This window comes from Intrasporangium oryzae NRRL B-24470, from assembly GCF_000576595.1.
Taxonomy (GTDB): Bacteria; Actinomycetota; Actinomycetes; order Actinomycetales; family Dermatophilaceae; genus Intrasporangium_C; species Intrasporangium_C oryzae.
The window spans coordinates 1-23,482 of sequence record NZ_AWSA01000014.1 but is presented as its reverse complement, the minus strand read 5'-3'; the positions used below and the strand labels follow the sequence as shown (position 1 = coordinate 23,482).

General features: G+C 71.4%; 23 protein-coding genes. 9 read left to right on the top strand and 14 right to left on the bottom strand.

The features are described 5' to 3' along the window. The first annotated feature begins 107 nt into the window (after positions 1-107). A complete protein-coding gene (locus N865_RS08145; protein WP_034803969.1) occupies positions 108-542 on the top strand; it encodes a hypothetical protein in 435 nt (144 codons plus the stop codon). 227 nt (positions 543-769) lie between these two features. Here the strand turns inward: N865_RS08145 and N865_RS08140 are convergent, their stop codons facing one another. After that, positions 770-1,513, bottom strand: coding sequence for a hypothetical protein (locus N865_RS08140; RefSeq protein WP_034803968.1), 744 nt, complete (start codon positions 1,511-1,513; stop codon positions 770-772). Between the two features lie 198 nt (positions 1,514-1,711). Here N865_RS08140 and N865_RS08135 point away from each other — a divergent pair, with 198 nt between their 5' ends. Together N865_RS08135 and N865_RS08130 are read left to right on the top strand one after the other, a co-directional pair. Then, positions 1,712-2,938 (top strand): sensor histidine kinase, encoded by a 1,227-nt coding sequence (locus tag N865_RS08135; RefSeq protein ID WP_051510342.1) that lies wholly within the window; start codon positions 1,712-1,714, stop codon positions 2,936-2,938. Then, positions 2,935-3,597, top strand: a complete 663-nt coding sequence (locus N865_RS08130; protein WP_034804076.1) for a response regulator — start codon at positions 2,935-2,937, stop codon at positions 3,595-3,597. The genes N865_RS08135 and N865_RS08130 overlap by 4 nt, the downstream gene beginning before the upstream one ends. A gap of 81 nt (positions 3,598-3,678) precedes the next feature. Here the strand turns inward: N865_RS08130 and rplI are convergent, their stop codons facing one another. The 6 genes from rplI to N865_RS08100 form a co-directional block, all read right to left on the bottom strand. Then, positions 3,679-4,125 carry a 50S ribosomal protein L9 gene (gene rplI, locus N865_RS08125; RefSeq protein WP_034803967.1) on the bottom strand — a complete coding sequence of 149 codons (447 nt, stop codon included), beginning with the start codon at positions 4,123-4,125 and terminating at the stop codon, positions 3,679-3,681. 23 nt (positions 4,126-4,148) lie between these two features. Continuing rightward, the gene (gene rpsR / locus N865_RS08120) at positions 4,149-4,385 is read right to left on the bottom strand and encodes a 30S ribosomal protein S18 (RefSeq protein WP_013494395.1); all 237 of its coding nucleotides are present in this window, start codon (positions 4,383-4,385) and stop codon (positions 4,149-4,151) included. Positions 4,386-4,533: 148 nt separating this feature from the next. Next, entirely contained in the window at positions 4,534-5,130 is a 597-nt protein-coding gene (locus N865_RS08115) for a single-stranded DNA-binding protein (protein ID WP_034803964.1), read from the bottom strand. Positions 5,131-5,216: 86 nt separating this feature from the next. Continuing rightward, positions 5,217-5,504: a 30S ribosomal protein S6 gene (gene rpsF, locus N865_RS08110; RefSeq protein ID WP_034803961.1), complete on the bottom strand. Its 288-nt coding sequence runs from the start codon at positions 5,502-5,504 to the stop codon at positions 5,217-5,219. Between the two features lie 241 nt (positions 5,505-5,745). Next, positions 5,746-7,077 (bottom strand): glycosyltransferase 87 family protein, encoded by a 1,332-nt coding sequence (locus N865_RS08105; RefSeq protein ID WP_034803958.1) that lies wholly within the window; start codon positions 7,075-7,077, stop codon positions 5,746-5,748. Then, positions 7,077-9,410: a transglycosylase domain-containing protein gene (locus N865_RS08100; RefSeq protein ID WP_034803956.1), complete on the bottom strand. Its 2,334-nt coding sequence runs from the start codon at positions 9,408-9,410 to the stop codon at positions 7,077-7,079. Before N865_RS08100 ends, N865_RS08105 begins: the two co-directional genes overlap by 1 nt. Positions 9,411-9,731: 321 nt before the next feature. Here N865_RS08100 and N865_RS08095 point away from each other — a divergent pair, with 321 nt between their 5' ends. The 4 genes from N865_RS08095 (at position 9,732) to N865_RS08080 (ending at position 13,271) form a co-directional block, all read left to right on the top strand. Then, the gene (locus N865_RS08095) at positions 9,732-10,250 is read left to right on the top strand and encodes a SigE family RNA polymerase sigma factor (RefSeq protein WP_034803954.1); all 519 of its coding nucleotides are present in this window, start codon (positions 9,732-9,734) and stop codon (positions 10,248-10,250) included. After that, positions 10,247-11,335: a hypothetical protein gene (locus N865_RS08090; RefSeq protein WP_034803951.1), complete on the top strand. Its 1,089-nt coding sequence runs from the start codon at positions 10,247-10,249 to the stop codon at positions 11,333-11,335. The genes N865_RS08095 and N865_RS08090 overlap by 4 nt, the downstream gene beginning before the upstream one ends. Positions 11,336-11,498: 163 nt before the next feature. Next, the gene (locus tag N865_RS08085; protein WP_034803949.1) at positions 11,499-12,176 is read left to right on the top strand and encodes a PadR family transcriptional regulator; all 678 of its coding nucleotides are present in this window, start codon (positions 11,499-11,501) and stop codon (positions 12,174-12,176) included. 3 nt (positions 12,177-12,179) lie between these two features. Then, positions 12,180-13,271 carry an inositol-3-phosphate synthase gene (locus N865_RS08080; protein ID WP_034803947.1) on the top strand — a complete coding sequence of 364 codons (1,092 nt, stop codon included), beginning with the start codon at positions 12,180-12,182 and terminating at the stop codon, positions 13,269-13,271. A gap of 90 nt (positions 13,272-13,361) precedes the next feature. Here N865_RS08080 and N865_RS08075 read toward each other — a convergent pair whose 3' ends face one another. After that, positions 13,362-14,642, bottom strand: coding sequence for a S8 family peptidase (locus tag N865_RS08075; protein ID WP_157557615.1), 1,281 nt, complete (start codon positions 14,640-14,642; stop codon positions 13,362-13,364). Between the two features lie 33 nt (positions 14,643-14,675). Between N865_RS08075 and N865_RS08070 the strand changes: the two genes are divergently transcribed. After that, on the top strand, positions 14,676-17,480 hold the full coding sequence (locus N865_RS08070) for a CHAT domain-containing protein (protein WP_084328060.1): 2,805 nt from the start codon (positions 14,676-14,678) through the stop codon (positions 17,478-17,480). Between the two features lie 139 nt (positions 17,481-17,619). Here the strand turns inward: N865_RS08070 and N865_RS08065 are convergent, their stop codons facing one another. Beyond that, positions 17,620-18,099: a carboxypeptidase-like regulatory domain-containing protein gene (locus tag N865_RS08065; RefSeq protein WP_034803943.1), complete on the bottom strand. Its 480-nt coding sequence runs from the start codon at positions 18,097-18,099 to the stop codon at positions 17,620-17,622. Then, complete coding sequence (locus N865_RS08060) at positions 18,096-18,677, bottom strand: RNA polymerase sigma factor (protein ID WP_034803940.1); 582 nt, start codon at positions 18,675-18,677, stop codon at positions 18,096-18,098. Before N865_RS08060 ends, N865_RS08065 begins: the two co-directional genes overlap by 4 nt. A 272-nt stretch (positions 18,678-18,949) precedes the next feature. Here N865_RS08060 and N865_RS08055 point away from each other — a divergent pair, with 272 nt between their 5' ends. Then, on the top strand, positions 18,950-19,588 hold the full coding sequence (locus tag N865_RS08055) for a peroxiredoxin (protein ID WP_034803937.1): 639 nt from the start codon (positions 18,950-18,952) through the stop codon (positions 19,586-19,588). A gap of 85 nt (positions 19,589-19,673) precedes the next feature. On the opposite strand, the gene N865_RS08050 is transcribed toward N865_RS08055, so the two are convergent. The 4 genes from N865_RS08050 to N865_RS08040 form a co-directional block, all read right to left on the bottom strand. Next, the gene (locus tag N865_RS08050; RefSeq protein WP_034803934.1) at positions 19,674-20,729 is read right to left on the bottom strand and encodes a threonine aldolase family protein; all 1,056 of its coding nucleotides are present in this window, start codon (positions 20,727-20,729) and stop codon (positions 19,674-19,676) included. Positions 20,730-20,796: 67 nt separating this feature from the next. Then, the gene (locus N865_RS22680) at positions 20,797-20,943 is read right to left on the bottom strand and encodes a hypothetical protein (protein WP_157557614.1); all 147 of its coding nucleotides are present in this window, start codon (positions 20,941-20,943) and stop codon (positions 20,797-20,799) included. Continuing rightward, complete coding sequence (locus N865_RS08045) at positions 20,940-21,500, bottom strand: SDR family oxidoreductase (protein ID WP_051510340.1); 561 nt, start codon at positions 21,498-21,500, stop codon at positions 20,940-20,942. Before N865_RS08045 ends, N865_RS22680 begins: the two co-directional genes overlap by 4 nt. Continuing rightward, a complete protein-coding gene (locus tag N865_RS08040; RefSeq protein WP_034804071.1) occupies positions 21,497-22,843 on the bottom strand; it encodes a DUF6421 family protein in 1,347 nt (448 codons plus the stop codon). Before N865_RS08040 ends, N865_RS08045 begins: the two co-directional genes overlap by 4 nt. Between the last annotated feature and the right edge of the window lie 639 nt (positions 22,844-23,482).

The window sequence follows — 23,482 nt, the reverse complement described above, 5'->3', positions numbered from 1 at the left end:
CTCGCCCTCGGCACCTGAGGTCGGCCTCCTGACAACCTTTCCGCCGGCCGGACGGTCTTGTCGGTGTGGCTCGACAGGCGAGCCCGACGAGGCAGGGGGAACAGGCCATGAACACGACACGCATCCTCGGATCCGGCGCAGGCGCCGCACTCGCGCTCTCGCTGCTGACCGTGGCTCCGGCCCAGGCGGGCGGCGACCCGGGATACCCGGTCGGCACCATCAGCGTCGAGCGCACGGCCGTCCTCGACGGCGACACCCTCCGGGTCGGCGGCTCGTACACCTGCGAGGGCGCGGGCGACCGGATCGGCACCCTGGGCTTCGAGGTGCAGTTCCGAGGTGGGTCCTCGACGGAACGCGTCGAGGTCACGTCGCTGCGCTGTGACGGAGCGTCCCACGCGTGGGCGACCGACGTCCCTGTCGAGGGCGGGAGCACTCCCCTCGGGTCGTCGACGTTCTGGGGCTCGATCCAGGTGTGCGAGACCCCGGACGGTCCGTGCCCGATGAAGCTCGTCGAGGAGCGTGTCGTCGTCCGCCCCGGGTGAGTGTCAGTCGAGTCGGCCCAGCCGGCCCAGCCGGCCCAGCCGGCCCAGCCGGCCCAGCCGAACGAGTCTGCTCGATGGCGCCGGGCGGCCGTGACCGCTCACAGGGGCTCCCCGGGCGGTCGGGCGGAAGGGGCCGGCTCCGCGTCTGCGGAACCAGCCCCTTCTCCACTCGATCGTTCCTCGCCCAGCGCCACCCCGGATGCACACCGCGGGAGGGACACGACGGGTCAGTCCGCGAGGCGCATGCGCTGGAGGATGCGGACCCCCATCAGCGCGAACGGCGAGAAGCCGACGAGCACCATGGCGGCGACGAGCACCGGCGCACCCGCACCGAACACCATGAGCCCGGCGACGCCCGCCACGAACAGGCCGATGGTCCACCAACCGAGGACGCCGGCCCGGGCGAGACCGACGAGGAGCAGGATCGGACCGATCAGGCTGAACGGCTCGGTGCCGTCCCAGAGCCAGACCAAGGAGGCCTCCTTGAACCCCCGGAAGAGCTCGACGGCCTGCTCTGAGGTCAGGGCTCGCCCGGCCGAGGCGTTCCACCAGTCGCTGAGGACCATTCCCGAGACGTTGGCGAAGCCGATCGCCGTCAGCACTGCTCCGACGACCGCGAGCCACGCGCCGCGGACCCCTCGGACGAGTGCCGGCGCCGCGAGGACACCGAAGGCGATGGCGAGGTTGCCGTAGTGCAGCAGGAGCGCCGACACCTGCGTCATCGTCGTGTCCCGGGCCAGCGAGGCGATGTAGTCGGCGTCGGCCATGCTGTCTGCCGGCGGCGAGGTGTACATCCCGAGGGACCAGAGCACCGGGCCTGCGATGAGGGCCGCGGCAGCCGCGGCGGGAAGGGCCCGTGCGACCCGACGGCTGCGGTCGGCGGGGCGCTCGGCGGCACGTTCGGCGGCACGCTCGGCGCGGACACCGGACGTCGAGCTGGAGCTGGAGCTGGAGCTGGAGTTGGAGGTCATGGTGATTCCCTTCGTCGTACCCCGGTCAGGACCGGGGGCGCCGTTGTGGCGACACCGGAACTCTCCGGCCGGCGCACCTCAGTGGAGATCCCCCGAGACGTACCGATCTCGCCTCCGTCGTCCGGCGGACCCGAGGAGGGACGTCCTCCCTCTCACGGCGGATCCGCCGCGTTCGCTCCCCGCCCTAGGCTTCACGTCATGTCCACGTCAGCCGGAGCCGCCGGCCGGGCGCACCTAGCCCGCCTCCGCGGCGCGCGCCTCCTGCCGTATGCCGCCGCCCTCGTCCTTGGACTGCTCGGGCTCGTGGAGGCGTGGTCCGACCCCGGGTTCCGTCCGATGTTCGGAAGCCTTGCCGTCGTGGCGGCCTGGATCTCGATCGGGTTCCTCGTGGCCACCACGTGGCCGGCCGCGGGCGCCGTCGTCGTGGCGGCCTTCTATCCGCTGAGCACGGTTCTCGGGGCCCCGGGGCCGGGCGGCACCGGCCTCATCGCGGTCCTCGTCGCCGTCGCCTGGGCCGGATATGCCGCACAGCCCCGACGCTCTCGTGCGGCACTCGTCATCGTCATCGGCCTGTTCATCGCTGCCGACGCGGTCAAGCACGGGATCTCGTGGGACACCGTGTTCTTCCCGGCGATCTTCGTCCCCGCCTGGTGGACGGGCACGCTCGTCCGCCGCGAGCAGGAGCGCAGCCGCCAGCTCACCGCCATGGCCGCCGAGATCGACGCACAACGCGAGGCGACGGCCCACGCGGCGGTCGTCGAGGAACGAGCCCGGATCGCCCGCGAGGTCCACGACTCCGTCGCCCACTCGGTGAGTGTCATGACCCTCCAGATCGGCGGGCTGCGACGCCAGCTCGCCGACGTGCTCTGGGACCGACCGGTCGAACGTGACGTCATGCTCGGGCTCGAGCGCCTCGGCCGGCAGTCCGTCGAGGAGCTGCGGGCCGCCGTCGGGATCCTGCGCGACGAGTCGGAGGACTCGTCGGTCGGCCCGGCCTCGCTCGCCCGGGCCGAGCAGCTCGTCTCCGACGTGCGAGCTGCCGGGCTCAACGTCTCCCTGGTCGTCGAGGGCGAGCTCGCCGGCCTGCCGCGCGGCTTGGACGTCGCGGCATACCGGGTCGTCCAGGAGGCGCTGACGAACGTGCTCCGGCACGCCCCCGCGGCGACGGCGATCGTCCGGGTCACGCGGGGCGACGACGAGCTGAGCGTTCTCGTCACGGACGACGGACGAGGCGCGCGGCCGAGCGAGGGCGCCGGGTCGGACGGCCCACGTGCGAACCGCAGTGGCCGACCAGTCGGTGGGCACGGGCTCGTCGGGCTGCGTGAGCGCACCGAGATGTTCGGCGGGTCGCTCGCGGCAGGGCCGGGAGCCCACGGCGGCTTCGAGGTCGCCGCGCGGTTCCCCCTCGACCGGAGGTGGTCATGACGATCAGGGTGCTCCTCGTCGACGACGAGGCCATGGTCCGGGTCGGCCTGCGGATGGTCCTCAGCGCCGAGACGGACATCGAGGTGGTCGGCGAGGCCGCGGACGGTGGTGCCGGCGCGCAGCTCGCGCGCACCCTCCGGCCCGACGTCGTCCTCATGGACGTCCGGATGCCCGACGTCGACGGCATCGAGGGGGCCCGGCAGGTCCTCGCGACGTGCCCCGCGAGCCGCGTGGTCATCCTCACGACCTTCGGCGAGGACGAGTACATCGAGAGGGCGCTCCGCGCGGGCGTCAGTGGGTTCCTGCTCAAGGTCTCGCCTGCGGAGCAGCTCATCGAGGCCGTGCGCACCGTGGCAGCCGGGGGCGGCCTGCTCGACCCGGCGGTGACCCTTCGCGTCATCTCGTCCTTCGCGGCCGCGCCGCCCGGCCGGACCGCCCGCTCGGCGGCCCTCGACGCCCTGACGCCACGGGAGCGGGACGTCCTCACCCTCGTCGCGCGTGGCCTGTCCAACGCGGAGGTGGCCGCCGAGCTCTACCTCGGCGAGGCGACGGTCAAGACCCACGTGTCGAGCGTGCTGCTCAAGCTCGGCCTGCGCGACCGGGTCCAGGCCGTGGTCACCGCATACGAGACCGGCCTGGTCCGGCCCGGGGAGGCCTGAGCCGAGACGGGGCCGGCGGGATGCAGAAGGGGCCGGCCCCGCAGCAGCGGAACCGGCCCCTCCTCGAGCGTCACGCCTGGGTCAGGCGGGGACGACCTCGAACTTGAGCGTCGCGGCAACCTCGGGGTGCAGACGGACGGTCGCCTCGTAGGAGCCGAGCGTCTTGATGTGCGTCTTGACCTCGATCTTGCGCTTGTCGAGCTCGGGACCACCGGCAGCCTTGACGGCCGCGGCGATGTCCGCGTTGCTCACGGCGCCGAAGAGGCGACCCGACTGGCCGGCCTTGGCCGGGACCTGGACCGACTTGGCCTCGAGCTGGCCCTTCATGCCCTTGGCGGTGTCGAGGTCCTTGATCTCGCGGACCTCGCGGCCCTTGACGAGGGCGTCGACCTGCTTCTGGCCGCCCTTGGTCCACGGCGTCGCGAGGCCGCGCGGCATGAGGAAGTTACGGCCGTAGCCGTCCTTTACCTCGACGACGTCACCGGCGGCACCGAGGCCGGAGACCTCGTGGGTGAGGATGAGCTTCATGGTGTTCTCCTTGGTCCCGAGGCTCAGCGAGCGGAGCTCGAGTAGGGCAGCAGAGCCATCTCACGGGCGTTCTTCACGGCCGTGGCGATGAGGCGCTGCTCCTGGACGGACACACCGGTCACGCGGCGAGCGCGGATCTTGCCGCGGTCGGAGATGAACTTGCGCAGGAGCGCGGTGTCCTTGTAGTCGATGTTCTCGACCTTCGCCGCCTTCAGCGGGTTGGCCTTCTTCTTGGGCTTGCGCACAACGGGCTTGGCCATCGTGGTGCTCTCCTTCTGGTGAGAGCCCGGGGTTTCTCGCCCCGGGATGGGGTTCTACTTCTTTGTCTGTATGCCGCCCAGCTGGCTGGGCGACGAACGCTGCGTGGGTCCGTGGCCGGGTCACACCCGGCCGACGGGGACCGTCCGATCAGAACGGGGGCTCGTCGTAGCTGGGGGCCTGGCCCCAGCCACCCTGGCCGCCGGACTGTGGACCACCCTGACCCGCGGGCTGGCCCTGGGGAGCACCCCAGCCGCCACCCTGCGGGGCGCCGCCCTGCTGGCCGCCGGTGCTGCCACCGGTCGCCCACGGGTCCTCGGCGCTCGGGCCGTTGTTCCAACCGCCACCCTGCTGGCCGCCGAAGCCACCGCCACCGCCGCCGCGCTGGGTCTTGTTGACCTTGGCGGTGGCGCTGCGCAGGGAGGGACCGATCTCGTCCACGTCCATCTCGACGACGGTGCGCTTCTCGCCTTCCTTCGTCTCGTAGGACCGAGACTTGAGGCGGCCGGACACGATCACGCGGGTGCCACGCTGGAGCGACTCGGCGACGTTCTCCGCCGCGTCACGCCACACCGAGCAGCGCATGAACAGCGTCTCGCCGTCCTTCCACTCATTGCTCTGGCGGTCGAACTGCCGCGGCGTGGACGCCACGGTGAAGTTCGCGACCGCGGCACCGGACGGCGTGAAACGCAGCTCGGGGTCGGCGGTCAGGTTGCCGATGATCGTGATGACGGTGTCGCCTGCCATGGATCTCTTCCTTGGATCGCGTCGGTGATCGGTCGATGACCTGTGCCGCCCTCCGGGGAGGAACGGTCAGATCGCTGACGGTGGGATCAGGCGCCGGGGCGCAGCAGCTTGGTGCGCATGACCGACTCGCTGAGGTTCAGCTGGCGGTCGAGCTCCTGGGCCGTGGCCGGCTCAGCAGTCATGTTGACGACGACGTAGATGCCCTCGGACTTCTTCTTGATGTCGTAGGCGAGACGGCGACGGCCCCAGATGTCGACGTTGTCGACGGTGCCACCATCGCTCTTCACCACCGTGAGGAACTTGTCCATCGTGGTCGCAACGGTGCGCTCTTCGGTCTCCGGGTCGAGGATGACCATGAGTTCGTACTGACGCATGCTTCTAACCCACCTCCTTTGGTCTTGGCGGTCACGAGTCTCTCCCGTGACAGGAGGGTTGCATTCGTCCCACCGCGTGCCAGCTAGGTGCAGCCTCGCAGATCGGACCGACATTCGGGCGGTCATGATCCACAGGACTCGGGCACACGGTGAACCCGGCAAGACTACCCGGCCCGGCGGCATACCCCGAAATCGAGGCGACCGCGCGACCCCGCGGCACCGGCGAGACGCCTGTCAGCCCTCAGGTGATGCGGACGAGAAGACGGTCGGGTGCGTCGGTCATGACCCCGGCGAGGTCGTCGGGGTCGGGCCCGCTCCGCCCCCACCGGTCCCGGGCGCGCATCCACACGACGGCGGCGAGCCACAGCACGGCGATCACACGCAGCATCGAAAAGAAGGCGTACCAGGGCGCGGGCATACCGCGGTCGGGCACTGTCGTCGCCGCGATCGTCAGCCAGACGGCGACGAAGTTGAGCGCCTCGGCACCGGCCCAGATGAGGTGGTCACGCCACTGGAGGGCGCACCAGGCGATGAGGGGCACGAGCCAGAGCGAGCTCTGCACGGTGAAGGACTTCCCCGTGACGAGCACGATCGCGACCATGAGCAGCGAGACCTCGGCGATCGTCGGCCTCCGGGCCGACGTCAGAGCGAGGACCGCGCCGGCGACCAGGGCGACGACCCAGCCGAGGACCGTGAGGATGGTGACCGCACCGACGGGCAGCGCGTGGCCGGCGAGCTGGGGCAGCAGCCACGGCGACCCGTAGCCAGCGCCCGCCGAGAGCCAGCCCGAGTAGGCCGACGTGGCGGCGTCCGGGTTGAGCAGCCAGAGGAGGCCGAAGAGCCCGGCGAAGACTCCGAGGGCGACCGTTGCCGTGCGTGCGAAGTCCCGGCGCCGACCGGTGCGCAGGCAGAGCAGCCCGATCGCGACGAGGATGAGCACGGGATAGCTCCGCGCCCCGATCGCGAGCCCGAGGTAGACCCCGGCGAGGGTCGGGTGCCGCCTCGACCACGCCCAGAGTCCCGCGCTCGCGAGCGCGACGCCGAGCAGGTCCGCCGAGACGAACCCGACGAGGGCGACCACGGGCGACAGCGCCACGTGGGCCGCCGCGAACGGGTGGCGGGCGCTCGAGGCGACGAGCCAGATGATGACGAGCACGAGGATCGTGAGCGCGACGGCCCACAGGGCGAAGTACCACGTCGTCCGCGTCCGGAGGGAACCGTCCCCCGGGGCGAGGCTCGCGACCGCCGTCAGGGCGAGGGCCGTGAGTGGCGGCTGGCCCGTGACCGGCGCCCCGGCGCCGCCCTGGAGGTATGCCGCGAGCCCGGCCTTGACGTTGGAGTCACGGTAGGCGCTCGGCAGGTCGGAGTAGCAGGCGTTCCAGAACTGCCCCTGTCCCGTGAAGCTCGTGCGCAGGCACGGGATCCGCAGCGCGATCCCGAACGCCGTCGGGATCGCCGCGAGGGCGGACAGGACCGCGGCGGTGAGCACCCAGGGGAGCTCACGCGCCGCGGCATACCGTCCCCGTGGTCCTCCGATGACCTCGGAGGCCGCGGTGACGACGGGGTCGGACATCAACCCTTGCCCGGTTTGGTGGTGGTCGTCGTCAACGTCGGTGTCGGGAACAGCGTGACCGTCCCCGTGTCGGTGGGAGTCGGTGGGCCCGGGTCCTTCGTCTTCGTCGGCTTGACCTGCGTCGTCGGCGGCGCCTGCGTCGTGGTCGTCGGCGGCGCCGTCGTCGTGGTCGTCGGGGCCGTGGTCGTCGTCGTCGTCGGCGTCACGATCTTGTCGTCGCCCACCCCGACCCGCGCCGGGAACGGAAGGACCTCGACGCCCTCCATCGTCGGCTTCATGAAGTCGAGCCAGATGTCGGCAGGGACCGTCGCACCGGTCAGCGGGTCGGAGCTCTCGCCGTTGGTCAGCGTCGTCGGGTTGCCGTTGGCGTCGGGCTTGTAGAGGCCCACGGAGACGGCGAGCTGCGGGACGAAGCCGGAGAACCAGATCGACTTGCTCTCCTCGGACGTACCGGTCTTGGCGGCGACCGGGCGGTCGGGCATCTCGCGGCCGATCTTCGTCGCCGTGCCGCCGGGCTTGACCGTGTACGTCATCGCGTCGGTGACGTCGGCGGTGATGTCCTTGTCGAAGGCGCGTCGTGTCTGCGGCTTGGCCTCGTAGACGAAGTCGGGGTTTGTCGTCGAGGTGACCTTCGTGACGAAGTACGGCTTGGAGCGGACCCCCTGTGCGGCGATCGTCGAGTAGGCGGAGGCCATGTCGATGACGTGCGGCGAGGCCGTTCCGAGGACGTTGCCGAGGTCGTTCTCGAGACCGAGCGTCTTCTCGGGGATGCCGGCGTCGATGGCGGCCTGCCGGGTCAGCGGCGGCCCCATCTTCTCGTTGAGCGCGACGAAGGCCGTGTTGATGGACCGGCCGATCATCCGGCGCATGTCGACCATGCCGTAGGAGCGCCCGCCGAAGTTGTTGACCGGGTGCGGGTAACCCTTGAACTCCTGGGGCGAGTTGCCGTCGAACTGCGTCTTCGTCGAGATGCCGTCGCGGACGGCGGCGAGGACGGCGAACGGCTTGAAGTTGGAGCCGCCCTGGAGGATCGCCTGGGTGGAGTTGTTGAGCTGCCTCTTGGCGTAGTCGTCGCCGCCGTACATCGCGACGACGGCGCCGTCGCCGGGCCGGATCGCGACGAGGCCGCCCTGGACCTTGTCGGGCAGGTTGTCCTTCATCGCCTTGACGGCGTTGGCCTGGGCCTTCTTGTCGATCGTCGTGACGATGCGCAGGCCGCCCTTGTCGAGGTCCTCGTCGGTGATGCCGTTGGCGAGCAGCTCGCGCTTGACCGCGGCGGTGATGAAGCCGGTCGCACCCGAGGAGAACCTGTTGCCCTTGTACGGCTGGATCTTCGGCAGCTCGGTGTACTTGGCCCGCTCGGCGGCGCTCAGCCAGCCCTCCTCGACCATGCCGTCGAGGACGTAGCTGACGCGCTTGACGAGGTTGGCCTCCGCGCGCGGTCCGTTGGCCGGGTCGTAGAGGCTCGGCGCGTTGATGACCGAGGCGAGCACGGCCGCCTCCGGGACGGTGAGCTTGGAGACGTCCTTGTTGAAGTACGCCTTCGAGGCGCTCTGGACGCCGTAGGCGCCGCGGCCGTAGTAGATCGTGTTGAGGTAGTTCTCGAGGATCTGCGACTTGCTCAGCTCACCGTCGATCTTCATCGCGATGAGGATCTCCTTGGCCTTGCGGGAGATCGTGCGGTCCTGGCTCAGGAAGTAGTTCTTGACGTACTGCTGCGTGATGGTGGAGCCACCGACCTGCGCCTCACCCGTGACGCTCGTCTTGATGGCGCGCAGGATGCCGCCGAGCGAGATGCCGTTGTTGGCGTAGAAGGTGCGGTCCTCAGCGGCGATGTGCGCGTCCTGGACGAACTTCGGGACCTGGTCGAGCTTGACCGACTCCCGGTTGCCGTCGGCCTGGGCGATGCGGTCGAGCTCGGTCTTGCCGTCGGAGTAGTAGACGATCGAGACCTGCAGGTTGGCGATCTGGTTGGGCTGTGGGATCTGCATGCGGTTGTAGGCGATGAAGACGCCGATGATGCCCATGACGACGAGCACGGCCCCGACGATCGAGCCCCACTTGAGCGTGCCGAGGGCCCAGCGCTTCCAGTCGCGTCCCCCCCCGCCGTCGCCGCCGCTTCCGCCGGAGCCGCCTCCGCCGGTGCCGCGGACGCCGTTGCCGGAGCCGGAGCCGGAGCCGGAGCCGAGCATCGCGGCGCGGCCCGGGTAGTCACGGCCGCCGCTCGGGCGGCCGGTGCCGGCCGCTCCGCCGTTGCCGTCACGGCTGGGGGCACCGCCACGCTTGCTCGCAGCCAGCTGGGCAGCACGGATCTCGTGCCTGCTCTGAGTCACTCCATCACTTCCGTTCGCCGATCGGGCCGAGAGTGCTCCCGAGCCGACCAACAGTATGGACCGGGCGCCCCCCATACACCGAAACGAGGCCCGCCACGCACAGGGGGTACACAGACGCGGGACCGCGCCCAGCGGCATACGCAGGTGCGCCACGACACAGCCGCGGAAGCCGCCCGTATGCCGCTCGGCCGGGTTCGGGTCCGCACCTCCCGTGCAACCTTCCGCGAGGTCACTGTGGTCCTTGTACGCGTGATGACGACAATGGACGCCGGCAGCGAGGCACCCCTTGCACCCGGGCTGCCGAGGACAGGGGATCGTGTCGTGGAGCGCATCGGCTTTGAGGTGTTCGTCGCTGCCCGTTCGACGAGCCTGCTGCGCACCGCCTACCTGCTGACGCACGACCGCGCCCTCGCCGAGGACCTCGTTCAGACGGCCCTGGCCAAGGCGTGGTTCGCGTGGGGCCGGATCGAGGGGCAGCCGGAGGCCTACGTCCGCCGGATCATGGTCAACACGTACTCGAGCTGGTGGCGGCGCAGGTGGAACGGTGAGCAGCCGACCGCGGAGCTGCCCGAGTCGCGCCGCGACGGGCGGCACCGCGACCACGCGGAGGCCGCGCAGGTCGACGACCGCACCACCCTGTGGGGCGCGCTCGGCCGGCTCCCGAAGCGGCAGCGTGCCGTCGTCGTGCTGCGCTACTACGAGGACTTCTCCGAGGCCGAGACCGCCGAGCTGATGGGCTGCTCCGTCGGCACCGTCAAGAGCCAGGCGAGTCGGGCGCTCGCGAAGCTCCGCCTCGACCCCACCCTGCGTCCGATCTCCGACGAGGAGCCTGTCCGATGAACCTCTCCGACCTGCGCGACGAGCTGACCACGCGCGCCGACGGCCTGGCACCCGCTCGCGACCTGCGCGCCGGGGTCGTCGCCCGGGTGCGCGCCACGAAGCAGCGCCGGGCCGCGGTCGCCGGTTCGGTGGCGACGCTCATGGTCGCGGCCCTCGCGGTCGGGGCCGTATCCTCCCTCGACCGCCCGGTGGTGCGCACCCCGGCAGGCACCCCGTCGAGCCCGGCGCCCATGGTCGGCGACGACGGCATGCCGTACCGGGTCATCCCCGACTCCCCGGGCGACGTCGTCAAGGACGGCCTGCGCTACCGCAGGCAGGTCGCCGACGACCGGCTCGCGGTCGGCTTCATCGGCGACCGGGGCCAGGGGCAGTTCTCACTGCTCTGGGAGCCCACGACGACGCACGTTTCCCTGGGCGCCGAGTGCTACCTGCCGGGCCTGACCAACGCCGAGGCTGCGAAGTACCTCGTCACGGTCGGCCTCGAGGGCAAGAAGGGCTTCCTCGCCAACCAGTGCTCTGGCCGACGACCGGCCGAGCGTGACCTGCCGGCCGGCGGCGCCGTCCCGGGCGAGCCGGGTCGGGGCTGGACGGAACTGGCCGTGGGCCGGAGCGCGCGCCTGCGCGTCCAGCTGGTCGACGCTGAGACCCAGAGACCGGCATCGGTCGACAGCGCGCAGCTGACCGGCGTCGTGTACGAGCTTGGTGCCCAGACGCGCATCGTGGACGCCTCGGGCACGACGGTCGCGTCGCTGCCGAAGGTCATCGAGCACCAGGGCTACCCGTACCGCTTCCTTGCCATGGAGGCTGCGCCCGCTGACAGGAACCCGATGCCGAGTCTGGAAACCCCCGCCCGGGTGCCCTTCATGGTGACGGCCGGCGTCACGGGATCGGACGCGTCCTCGCACCCCGGCACGGTGTATGTCACGGGTCTTGACCAGAAGTCCGGCGCGACGAGCGGCGGCTGGCAGACCCTGCCTCAGCCCGCACGCGCGGCCGGACGCGTGGGCCTCCAGTCCGAGGGTGCGGCGCCCTTGGGCACGGCGTTCGTCGCCACCTACGTCCTCGACACTTCGCCCACCCCCTGACTGCTGTCTCCCCTGCCTCGTCGGGGTCGAGTGGCCGGATCGAACCGCGGTTTCGGCAGGTCTGGGCCGTTCCTGCGCCTCGATCCGGCCGTTGAGCCCACGACGCATCAAGATACGTCGTTGAGATGTATCGCGCCGATATATCCGCGTGTAGGGTGAAGGCGTGCCTTCCTCATCGCGACCGACCAGCCGCCGTGCTGCGCTGCTCGAGTTCGCGATCCTCGGCCTCCTTCACGACGGTGCCCTGCACGGCTACGAACTGCGCAAGCGCCTGACGACGGCCCTCGGCATCTTCCGGGCCCTGTCCTACGGGTCGCTCTACCCGGCCCTGCGCAACCTCGTCGAGGCCGGCTTCATCCACGAGACGTCCGAGCCCGCCGGGACGTCCTCGCTCGGCACGGCGAAGCGACCGCGGATCACCTACGAGCTGACCGCGGACGGCAAGGAGCACTTCCAGGACCTCGTCGCGGCGAGCGGGCCCGACGCCTGGGACGACGACGACTTCGACGTCCGCTTCGCCTTCTTCTCCCGGACCGAGGCCCAGGTCCGCCTCCGCATCCTCGAGGGCCGGCGGTCCCGCCTCGAGGAGCGACTCGCCAACGTGCGCGAGGCCTCGATCCGCAACCGGGAGCGCATGGACAGTTACACCCTCGCCCTCCAGCAGCACGGCGAGGAGCGCGCCGAGCGCGAGGTCCGCTGGCTCGAGGAGCTCATCAGCGCCGAACGGCGCGCGGCCCTCGACCCCGGCCCGGCGGCATACGACACGCCCGTCGCGCCCCCCGAGCAGACCCATACCAGCCAGACCCAACCCAGCCAGACCCAGCCCAACAACAAGGAGTGATCCATGGGATCCGTACGCGTCGCCATCGTCGGCGTCGGCAACTGCGCGAGCTCGCTCGTGCAGGGTGTCGAGTACTACAAGGACGCTGACGCGACCGCGTCCGTCCCCGGCCTGATGCACGTCCAGTTCGGCGACTACCACGTCAAGGACGTCGAGTTCGTCGCCGCGTTCGACGTCGACGACAAGAAGGTCGGCAAGGACCTCGCCGAGGCCATCAACGCCTCCGAGAACAACACGATCAAGATCGCCGACGTCCCGACCACGGGTGTCGAGGTCCAGCGCGGTCACACGCTCGACGGCCTCGGCAAGTACTACCGCTTGACGATCGAGGAGTCGGCCGCCGAGCCGGTCGACGTCGTCCAGGTCCTCAAGGACCGCAAGGTCGACGTCCTCGTCTCCTACCTCCCGGTGGGCTCGGAGCAGGCCGACAAGTTCTACGCGCAGTGCGCCATCGACGCGGGCGTCGCCTTCGTCAACGCCCTGCCCGTCTTCATCGCCTCCGACCCCGAGTGGGCCGCGAAGTTCGAGGCCGCCGGCGTCCCGATCATCGGTGACGACATCAAGAGCCAGGTCGGCGCGACGATCACCCACCGCGTCATGGCCAAGCTCTTCGAGGACCGTGGCGTCGTGCTCGACCGGACGTACCAGCTCAACGTCGGCGGCAACATGGACTTCAAGAACATGCTCGAGCGCGAGCGCCTCGAGTCCAAGAAGGTCTCCAAGACGCAGGCCGTCACGAGCAACCTCACCGGCCCGCTCGCCGGCAAGAAGGACGACCGCAACGTCCACATCGGCCCGTCCGACTACGTCGCGTGGCTCGACGACCGCAAGTGGGCCTACGTCCGCCTCGAGGGCCGCGCGTTCGGCGACGTCCCGCTCAACCTCGAGTACAAGCTCGAGGTCTGGGACTCCCCCAACTCGGCCGGCATCATCATCGACGCCATCCGTGCGGCGAAGATCGCCAAGGACCGTGGCATCGGCGGCGCCCTGCTCTCCGCCTCGTCCTACCTCATGAAGTCCCCGCCGGAGCAGCGTCCCGACGACCTCGGCCGCGCCAAGCTCGAGGCGTTCATCGCCGGCACCGAGGCCCGCTGAGTCTCAGCACCACAGGCCGTATGCCGCTGGGCCCGCTTCCACCCGGAAGCGGGCCCAGCGTGGTGTCGGCGAGGATCGCCCGCCGCCCGGTCAGGGCAGGGCGGGGCGCCCGGCGTGCAGGGGCGCGTTCGCGTCGGCAACGATCTTGAGCGCGGCCCACGCGTCCTTGGGCTGCTTGCCGGGGTTGGCCGAGAGCCAGGCGGCGAACAGGCCCGACACGAGGGGCGTCGAGAACGAGGTCCCGCTCCACTTGGCCATCCCGTTGACGAACTGGACGACCTTCGGCGGCACCGACGGCGGCTCGGTGTACGTGTAGGCCCCGTTGGGGTAGGCGTTGACGACATCGCTCCCGCGGGCGTACACGTCGACCCAGTCGCCGGGCCCCACGGGTCCGCGGTTGCTGTAGACGGCCAGGGACCCGTCGGCGTCGAGAGCGCCCACCGCGACGGCCTCAGGCCAGCCGAGACTCGCCGGTGCGAACGGCCCCCCGTCGCCGTCGTTGCCCGCCGCGCAGACGAGGATCGTGTTCGTGTGGCTGAGGTGGTCGTCACGGAACACCTGAAGCCCGAGCAGCACGTTGGCAGCGGTCGTCCGGGTGCCTGCAGACATGCTGATGAAGTGCGGGCCGGTGTCGAGGGCGGCGACGAGCCGCGGGACCAGATCGCTCTCGCAGATCGCTCCCCCGCTGCTCATGAGCGCATGCACGTAGACCTCCGCCTTGGGCGCCATGGCCCGCAGAACGCCGGCGACGAAGGTGCCGTGCCCCCGGTAGTGGCTGCTGAGGATCGGGTCCGGATCCTCAGGTTCTCCGTCGACCTTCGGGGCGTTCCTGAGCCAGGAGTGCAGCTGGACCACGCCCGAGAGCAGGCCCGTGTCGATGACCGCCACCTTCACGCCGCCCCCGGCAGCGGCGTCCGGGTTGACGGGCGGGACCGGGTCCGGCGGCGTGGTCAGGTCGTGTCCGCCCACCAGCTCGGGCTCGGTCGCTGGGCAACAGCTCGCCGACGTGATGTGCAGGACGTGGTCGATGGCGACCACGGGGCCTCGGGGGTCCGGAACGGCTGCGTTGACGTCGTCGACGAGCTGCAGCATCTCGGCCGCGCTCCTGCTGCTGACAGAGAAGGCGCTGAGGCCCGGGATCGGGTCATGCCGGCTGACGTTGGCTGGGCCGAGTCTGGTGTTCAGCTGGGGCGTGACATCGACGGCGCGGTCCGCGCGTGCGAGGACCCGGTCGGGCCGGAAGAGGAACTCCGCCTGGCCGGCGGGGGCGCCTGGGGGGAAGGTGTTGATCGAGACGCCCTGTCGGGCGAAGGCGGCCCTGATCTGTCGGATCTGTTCGGACAGGCGCTGCGGTGAGTTGACCTCGGGCATGATCGCCTCCAACGGGTTTGGATGGGTGGAGTCATGGAGCCAGACGCACGCAACCGCGTACCTGATACGGCGCGCCGTGATGCCGGCGCGTCCGGTGCCACCCGTGCAGCGGATGCGCTGGCACCCACCGACCTCGCCGACTCACTGCTTCCTCTGGCAATATCCCAGCCCGAGGCCGCGCTCGCATCAGCTGAGTCCCTGATCTCGAGCGAGACGGACCCGACGACCCTGTCCGTCGCCCACCAGGCGGCAGCCATCATCTACCGCGACCGAGGACGGACCGACACGGCCGTCGCCCACGGGTTCACGGCCCTGCGCCACGCGCGCCGCGTCAGCGCCGAGCGCCAGGGGGACGTGCTGGCCACGCTGGGGACGACCTTGATCTACGCCGGCCGGACCTCCGACGGGCTGAAGCGGCTCGACGAAGCGTTGACCCTCACGCCCCAGCGTGGACTCCCAAGGCTGCTCGTGCGCCGCGGCAACGCCTTGACCATGCTGGCGCGCTACCGCGAGGCGGTCGACGACCTGACGCAGGCCATCGACGGATGCCACCGCGCGCAGGACACCCTCTGGGAGGGCCGCGCCCTCAACAACCGTTTCGACGCCTACCTCGCACTGGGCGAGACGGATGCCGCGGAGCGGGATGCCGTCCAGGCCGCGGAGCTCCTCTCGAGCGTGGGCCAGGATTTCGAGGCAGCCCAGGCCGTCCACAACCAGGGCCTCGCGGCGCACCTCCGCGGCGACCTTCCTGCCGCCCTGACCCTGCTCGACGAGGCGGCCGAGCGCTACGGCGCCCTGGGGAACGTGCGGCATGACCTCATCATCGAGCGCACCCAGGTCCTGCTCACCGCCGGGCTCATCGACGAGGCGCGTGACCTCTGCACGGACACGCTCGCGAGCACCGAGCGGGCGCCGATCCGAAGGGCCGAGCTGCTTCTCACCCTGGCCCGGGCCGCTCTCGCCCAGGGCGACACGGAGGCGGCCGAACGGAGCGCCGACGAGGCCGCCAGGCTGTTCGCGGCCCAGCTCCGCGGCGGCTGGGCGGACCGGGCCAGGCTGCTCCGGCTGCGCGCGCAGTACCTCGCCGACCACCCCGACCTCCTGCCGTGGATGGTGGAGCCCCCCGTCGCGACCGCGCGGATGTCCGGCTCGGCCTCCCGGCGCACGTCGAGGATGCTGCGCGAGGCCACGGCCTTGGTGGAGTCGATGCGCGAGCGGCGTGCCACCGAGCTCAACGTCGCGCTCGTGCTGCACGGACGGATCGCCCACGGAGCCGGCCGTGACGACGACGCCCAGCGCAGCCTTGCCGCGGCATCCGCCACGAGGCAGACCGGACCCCCGCTGTCGCGGGCCGCAGCCTGGTTCGCGCAGGCCCTGCTCGCCCAGCACCGGGGCGACCGGCGCGCGCTGTTCCACGCATGCCGTCAGGGCCTCGACGCGGTCGACGAGCACCGGTCCACGCTCGGTGACATCGAGCTGCGGGCGCTCGCGAGCGGCCACGGCATCGAGCTCGCGCGGCTGGCCATCGCGGAGGCGGTCCGCGGAGGCCGGTCCCGGCAGATGCTCTGGTGGACCGAGCGGTGGCGCGCGGCCGCGCTCAACGGGTCCGCGACCCGGCCGAGCGAGCCAGGGCTGCGCCGAGATCTTGCCGCCCTGCGGGACGTGACCCGCCGACTCGAGCCCCTCGACGCCACCGACGCCGCCTCGCAGACGCTGGTCCGGGAGCGCACCCGGCTCGAGGCCTCCGTTCGGCGGGTCCACCGACACCTGCGGGCCGAGGGCTCTCGCGGCGACCGCAGACCGGGAGAGGGGGCGCTCGATCTCGGAAGCCTGCTCGACGCTCTCGGTGAGGCCGACACGGTGCTCACCCTCGTCCACGACCGGGGCCGGCTCCACCTGGTCACGGTGGCCCGGGGTCGGGTGACCCGCCGCGAGGTGGGGCCCCTGGCGGCCGCCGAGCAGGAGGCGGAGTTCGCCCGGTTCACCCTGCGCCGGGCGGCTCACGGCCGTCCGGTCGACCTGTCGAGCGCCGGTCGCCGCCTCCAGGACGCTCTCCTCGGCGTCGCGCCCCCACCGACCTGGTCGCGCGGCGGGCGCCGTCCGCACGGCGATGAGGGTCCGTCAACCTCGGTGACCGGCCGACTCCCCCACGTCGTGGTCGTGCCTCCGGCCGACCTGCTCACAGCGCCATGGGGTCTGCTCCCCGTGTTCGACGACGTCGTGCTGTCGGTCAGCCCGTCGATCAGCCAGTGGCTCCGCGCCCGGCGGGTGCGACCAGACGCGGAGCGCGGCTCCGTCGCACTCGTGACGGGCCCGAACCTCACGACGCGCGAGGCCGAGGTGTCGGAGCTGCGGCGCATCCACCGTGGTGCCCGGGTGCTCGGACCCTCACAGGCGACGGTGGCCGCTGCGCTCGCCCTGCTCGACGGCGCGGACCTGGCGCACGTCGCCGCACACGGTCAGTTCCGTGCCAATGCTCCGCTCTTCTCGGCCCTCCAGCTGGCCGACGGCCCGTTGACCGTGCACGACCTCCAGCAGCTGCGCCGACCTCCCCGCTCGATGGTGCTCTCTGCCTGCGACTCGGGAGGTGCGGCCTCGATCGGCCCCTACGAGGCGCTCGGTCTCGTGTCGAGCCTGCTCGGGATGGGCACCTCCGGCGTCCTCGCAAGCGTCGTCCCCGTCAACGACCAGGCAACCCTCGAGGTCATGGCCGAGGTCCACGGCGTGGCCGGAGCCGGTGGGACGCTCGCCGAGGGGTGGCTGGCCGCCCGACAGGCCGGGAGGCCCGACCCCCTGCTCGCCGCGACGGCAGCCTCCTTCACGGCCTGGGGAGCCTGACGGCAGGCGCACCGCGCCTTGCCCGGACGGTCGCGACGCCTGCCGTGCCCGCCGAGGCGGAACGGATGGAGCAGCGGCGGCCGACCCAGCGGCATACGTCATCGCGCACGTCATCGCCCACGTCATCGCGAGGGCGGGGTCAGCCGATCTCGAACCAGCGCGTCGAGAACGCCGGACGGCCGTCGTGCTCGAGCAGGATGCGCACGAGGCCGAGGGCGAGGTTGGCGACGGTGAAGCGCCCCTCGACGACGTCGACCGTCGTCGAGGAGTCGGCCGTCTCGACCGTGACGCTGCGGCCGGAGAGCACGGGGCCGTGGGCATCGGTCACCACGCCGACCATGGCGCCGAGACCGCCGCGGACGGTCACCTCGACGTCGATCGAGATGTCGCCGTGCTCGAAGAAGTAGAGACGGCTCGTCCCCGGCGAGGAGCGGACCACGCTCAGGTCGGGAGGGCTCGACACGAGCTCGAGCAGCTCGAGCTCAGGGTTGCGGAACGCGAACGCGGCCTTGCCGAGCTCGACGACGGGGTCGGGCACCGGGTCGATGACCTCCGCGATCGCGCCGAGCCGCTCGAGGAGACGGGCGTCGTCGCCGTTCAGCTCATCGCGCGGGGTCATGGTCGACCTCCCTCGAAGGCGTAGCCGCTGCCGGCCACGAGGTCCCGGAGCTGGTTGAGGCAGCGCATCCGCGTCGGACCGATCGATCCGACCGGCATGTCGAGGGCCTCGGCGACCGCGCCGTAGCTCGGCCGGTCGCACGACATGAGCACCCGGAGGAGCTCCTGGCACCGCTCGGGCAGCCTGGCGAAACACGACCACAGCTCGGCGTCGCGCTCGTCATCGAGCAGGGCGGTGTCGAGGGCGACCGCCTCGATGTCGGGCAGGTTGACGGCGAGGTCGTCGTCACGCACGACGACGTCGCGGCCCCTGCGGCGGAGCATCGACAGGCTCTCGTTGCGCGCGGTCGTCGCGAGCCATCCCGCGAGCGCCTCCGGTTGCCTGATCCCGCCGAGGTGGTCGAGCAGCCGCAGCCAGGTGTTCTGGACGACGTCGGCAGCATCGTCGGGGCCGAGTCGATGGGCCCGTGCCACGCCCCAGAGCAGCGACGAGAAGCGCTCGACGATGGCGTTCCAGGCGAGGGCGTCGCCCTCGGACGCGGCGGCGACGAGCTCGGTGAGGCCACTCGGTTCGCCCATGCCACGCCCCCTTCTCGGGTGCACAGTGTATGGCTCACCCCCTGCAGAGTCACCGGGATCGAGCCAGATACGCAGGCGGAGCCTCGTGCGCCGGTCCGGGGTGCGGGATGCAGGTCTCGCCTCTCGGACCGCGTGAGGGGAGGGGCGAGACACCCCCGCGCGTCGCAGTATTTGGACACCCATAACACCATGCACTGCTCGGCTTCCACAATGGAGTGCAGACCGGGCCCCCGCAGTCCATCACGTGGCCCGCACGCGAAAGGGACACGACGATGACGGTGCGTCTGGGCGAGATCGCCCCTGACTTCACGGCTGAGACGACCGAGGGGCAGCTCTCCTTCCACGACTGGAAGGCCGACAGCTGGGCCGTGCTCTTCAGCCACCCCGCCGACTTCACGCCGGTCTGCACGACCGAGCTGGGCCGCGTCGCCGCGCTCGAGGACGAGTGGGCCGCCCGCGATGTCAAGGTCCTCGCCGTCTCGGTCGACCCCATCGAGCAGCACCACGCCTGGAAGTCTGACATCGAGGACGTCGCCGGCGCCACGGTCGGCTACCCGATCATCGCCGACGACGCGCGCACGGTCTCCGAGCTCTACGACATGATCCACCCCGGCGAGGGCGACACCTCGGGCGTCCGGTCCGTGTTCGTCATCGACGCGGCCAACAAGGTCCGCCTCACGCTGACCTACCCCAAGAGCGTCGGGCGCAACTTCGACGAGGTGCTCCGCGCGGTCGACGCGCTCCAGCTGACCGACCGCGGCCCCTTCTCCACTCCCGCCGACTGGAAGGACGGCGACCAGGTCATCGTCGCCCCGACGCTGTCGACCGAGGACGCGCGGGCCCGGTTCGGCGCAGAGGCGGTCGAGGAGGTCAAGCCGTACCTCCGCTTCACCGCCGCACCGACCGCCTGAGCGGGACGGGTCGGAACCACTCGACGGCCTCGAGAGGTCACGGGCCCGCGGTCGGGCGGGAGGGCGGCATACGGACGGCCGGTGGTCAGCCGATGAGGCGACGCAGCTCCGCGACGAAGGCGTCGACGTCGGCCTCTGCCGTGTCCCACGAGCACATCCAGCGCACCTCGCCCGTGGCCGGGTTCCAGTCGTAGAAGCGGAACCGCTCGCGCAGGGCCTCGGCCACGTCGCGGTCGAGGATGGCGAACACGGCGTTGGACTGGACCGCCTGGGTGATCTTCACCCCGTCGACCGAGCCGACACCGGCCGCGAGGCGCTGGGCCATCGCGTTGGCATGGCTCGCCGAGCGCAGCCAGAGGTCGTGCTCGTAGAGCGCGAGGAGCTGTGCCGAGACGAAGCGCATCTTGGACGCGAGCTGCATGTTGAGCTTGCGGAGGAAGACGAGCCCGTGCTGCTCCGCGGTGATCTCGGGGTTGACCACGACGACGGCCTCGGCCGCGAGCGCGCCGTTCTTCGTGCCACCGAGGCTGACGACGTCGACGCCCGCCTCGGAGGTGAACGCCGCGAGCGACGTGCCGAGCGTGGCGGCGGCGTTGGAGATCCGGGCGCCGTCGAGGTGGACCCGCATCCCGAGGGAGTGCGCGTGGTCGGTGATCGCGCGGACCTCGTCGGGCGTGTAGCAGGTGCCGAGCTCAGTGGTCTGGGTGATCGACACCGCGAGCGGCTGCGCCCGGTGCTCGTCGCCGAAGCCCCACGCCTGCTGGTCGATGAGCTCGGGCGTCAGCTTGCCGTCGGGAGTCTGCACCGTGAGCAGCTTGAGCCCGCCGACCCGCTCGGGGGCGGCGTTCTCGTCGGTATTGATGTGGGCCGTCTCCGCGCACACCACGGCACCCCAGCGCGGCAGGAGCGACTGGAGGGCGAGGACGTTGGCACCGGTCCCGTTGAACACCGGCCACGCCGTGGCCCCCGCCCCGAAGTGCTCGGCGACGACGGCCTGGAGGCGCTCCGTGTAGTGGTCCTCGCCGTACGCGATCTCGTGGCCGCCGTTGGCGTCCGCCAGCGCCTCGAGCACCTCGGGGTGCAGGCCGGCGTAGTTGTCCGAGGCGAAGCCGCGTCGTCCGCGGTCGTGCAGGGTGCTCACTCGTCCCCTCCGGGGGTGGTCGTCGATGGTGTCGTCAGCGGGCAGCAATGGCGTCTTCAGCAGGTCTTCAGCGAGTCCCGGCCGGGCGCAGGTCGACCCGAGCGCCGTTGAGCGCTGCCGCGTCGCCCTCGATCATCTCGCGGATCCCCTCCGCGAGCGCCGCCGGGGTGGTCGCCGTCCTGCCCTCGCCGATCCAGCTGACGATGCCGGTCACGGCTGCGGCGGCCTGTGGACGGGGGTCCTCTTCCGCCCCGACTGCTCGGCGCGGAAGGAGTCGGCGAGGGCCGCGATCCAGGCCTCGGCCGCGGCCTTGGCCGCGACGTAGTTCGCGTTGCCCGCGGTGGGCGAGGCGACCGACGCGGCCGAGATGATGACGGCCCGGCCCGCGGGAGAGGCGACGAGGTCGTCGTGGACCGCGAGCGTCACGTGGCGCAGCGTGTCGATGAGCAGCGCAGACAGGACCGCCCAGTCTGCGTCGACGTTGTCGGTGAAGGCCTTGCCGCCGCGCCACCCGCCGACGAGGTGGACGAGGCCGTCGATGCGACCGTGGGCCGTGCGCACCTCGTCGACGGCGGCACGGGTCGCGCTCGGGTCGGTGAGGTCGCACGTGTGCGTCGTCAGCGCATCCGAGGCGACCTCGGCCGCGACGGCGGCCAGGCCCTCGGCGTCGCGGTCGACTGCTGCGACCCGGTGGCCGGCCGCGACGAGGGCGGCGCAGGTCGCCCGCCCCGTCGCGCCCGTCGCGCCGGTGACGATGACGACGCTCATCATGCCGTCCGCATCGTGCCGGTGATGCCGGCGGTCGACTCGATGACAGGCTTCATCTTCTTGGAGAGCGCCTCGAAGAACATGGAGAGCGGGAACTCGTCGTCGAGCACGGCGTCCGTGAGACCCTTCGGCGGGCCGTCGATCGGCAGGGCCGTGCGGTCGCCGGCGAGGTAGCGGGCCCACGCCGAGCCGGGGTGCGGCGTCACGACGGAGGAGACGAGCTCGTAGGCCGCGAGCCAGTGGGCGACCTTCGGCCGGTCGATGGAGCGCCAGTAGAGGTCCTCGATCGCGCGGCCGAGCTCGAGGACGGGCTCCGCGACGTTCTCCCACTCGATCGTGAGGCGGTTGTCCGTCCAGTGGAGGACGCCCTTCTGGTGCAGCCACGCGAAGAGCAGCTGCCCACCGAGGCCGTCGTAGTTGCGCACCCGCGAGCCGGTGATCGAGAAGCGGAAGATCCGGTCGAAGAGGATGGCGTACTGGACCATGCGGGCGTGCGGGTGGCCCTGTGCCTCGAGCGCGACCGACTCACGGAAGGCCGTGAGGTCGCAGCGCAGCTCCTCGAGCGAGTAGAGGAAGTAGGGCATCCGCTGCTTGATCATGAACGGGTCGAACGGGAGGTCGCCGTGCATGTGGGTGCGGTCGTGGATGAGGTCCCACATGACGAAGGTCTCCTCGGCGAGCTGCTGGTCGGCGACCAGGTGCAGCGCGTCCGGCGGGAGCACGAGACGCGTCACCGAGGCGGCCTCGGTCACGACGCGGCGGAACCGCGCCGCCTCGCGGTCGGCGAAGATGCCGCCCCACGTGAAGGCCGGGACCTCGCGCATGGCGACGGTCTCGGGGAAGAGGACGGCCGAGTTCGTGTCGTAGCCCGGCGTGAAGTCGAGGAACCGGATCGGCAGGAAGAGCTTGTTGGAGTAGTCGCCCGCCTCGAGGTCGGCGACGAAGTCGGGCCAGATGACCTGGAGGAGCACCGCCTCGACGTTGCGGTCGGGGTTGCCGTTCTGGGTGTACATCGGGAAGACGACGAGGTGCGGCAGCCCGTCGACGCGGTTCTGCGCCGGGGCGAAGGCGAGGAGGGAGTCGAGGAAGTCGGGGACCTCGAAGCCGCCGTCGGCCCAGCGGTGGAAGTCCTTGACGAGCGCCTCGAGGTAGTCGGCGTCGTGCTGCAGGAGGGGCGCGAGGCCCTCGATGCCGGAGCAGATCCGGCCGACGAGGTGCGCGGCGTGCTCGTGCGTCCCGGCGTCGGGGAGCGACCCGTCGGCGGCCTGGAGGGGACGGAGCTCGACGACGGCTGCCTTGAGCTGCTGCCAGGCCGGCTCGCCGACGAGCGGGTGCGGCTCGGCCAGGCTGTGCGACTCGGCGGGCTCAGCGGCATACGACACCGCGTTGAGGAGGAGCTCGGCGAACGCGCCCGCGGCAGCGTCAGCCTCGCCCGGGCGGACCGAGAGCACGACGACGCGGCGACCGCCGAGCGTGGTCACGGCGGCGACCGGGGCCGGGCCGACGCGCAGGAGCGGGGTCGCCGCAACCTCGGTCGAGGGGGTGAGCGCGAGGGCGCCCGTGGCTGCGAGCCCGGTCACGTCGACGCGGGCGAGCAGGTCCGGCGCGCCGGGCACGAACTCGGCGGGGCGGGCCTCCTTCGCGGCGCGCACCTCGCCCTCGGGGGCCGGGCCGGCGGGCTGGACCGACAGGCCGGGCCATTCGGACGCGAGCCCCAGGACGACGACGCCCGCCCTCTCGGGCAGCGCGCCGAGGACGCGGTCGAGCTCGACGGCCTGACCGGCCGCCTGACCCGCACTCTGGTCCACGACGACGACGTCGGCGTCTGCTGCCGAGGTCGTGAGGTCGACCGCTCGGCCCTGCAGCGACGCGCGGAGGTCGGACTTCTCGTCGAGGACGAGGACGGACGGAAAGACTCGCATAGAAGAGGCCCTTGTCGATAGATCCTTCGGTTTCCTAGGGCCTGTCTGTTAACCGGACGCGGT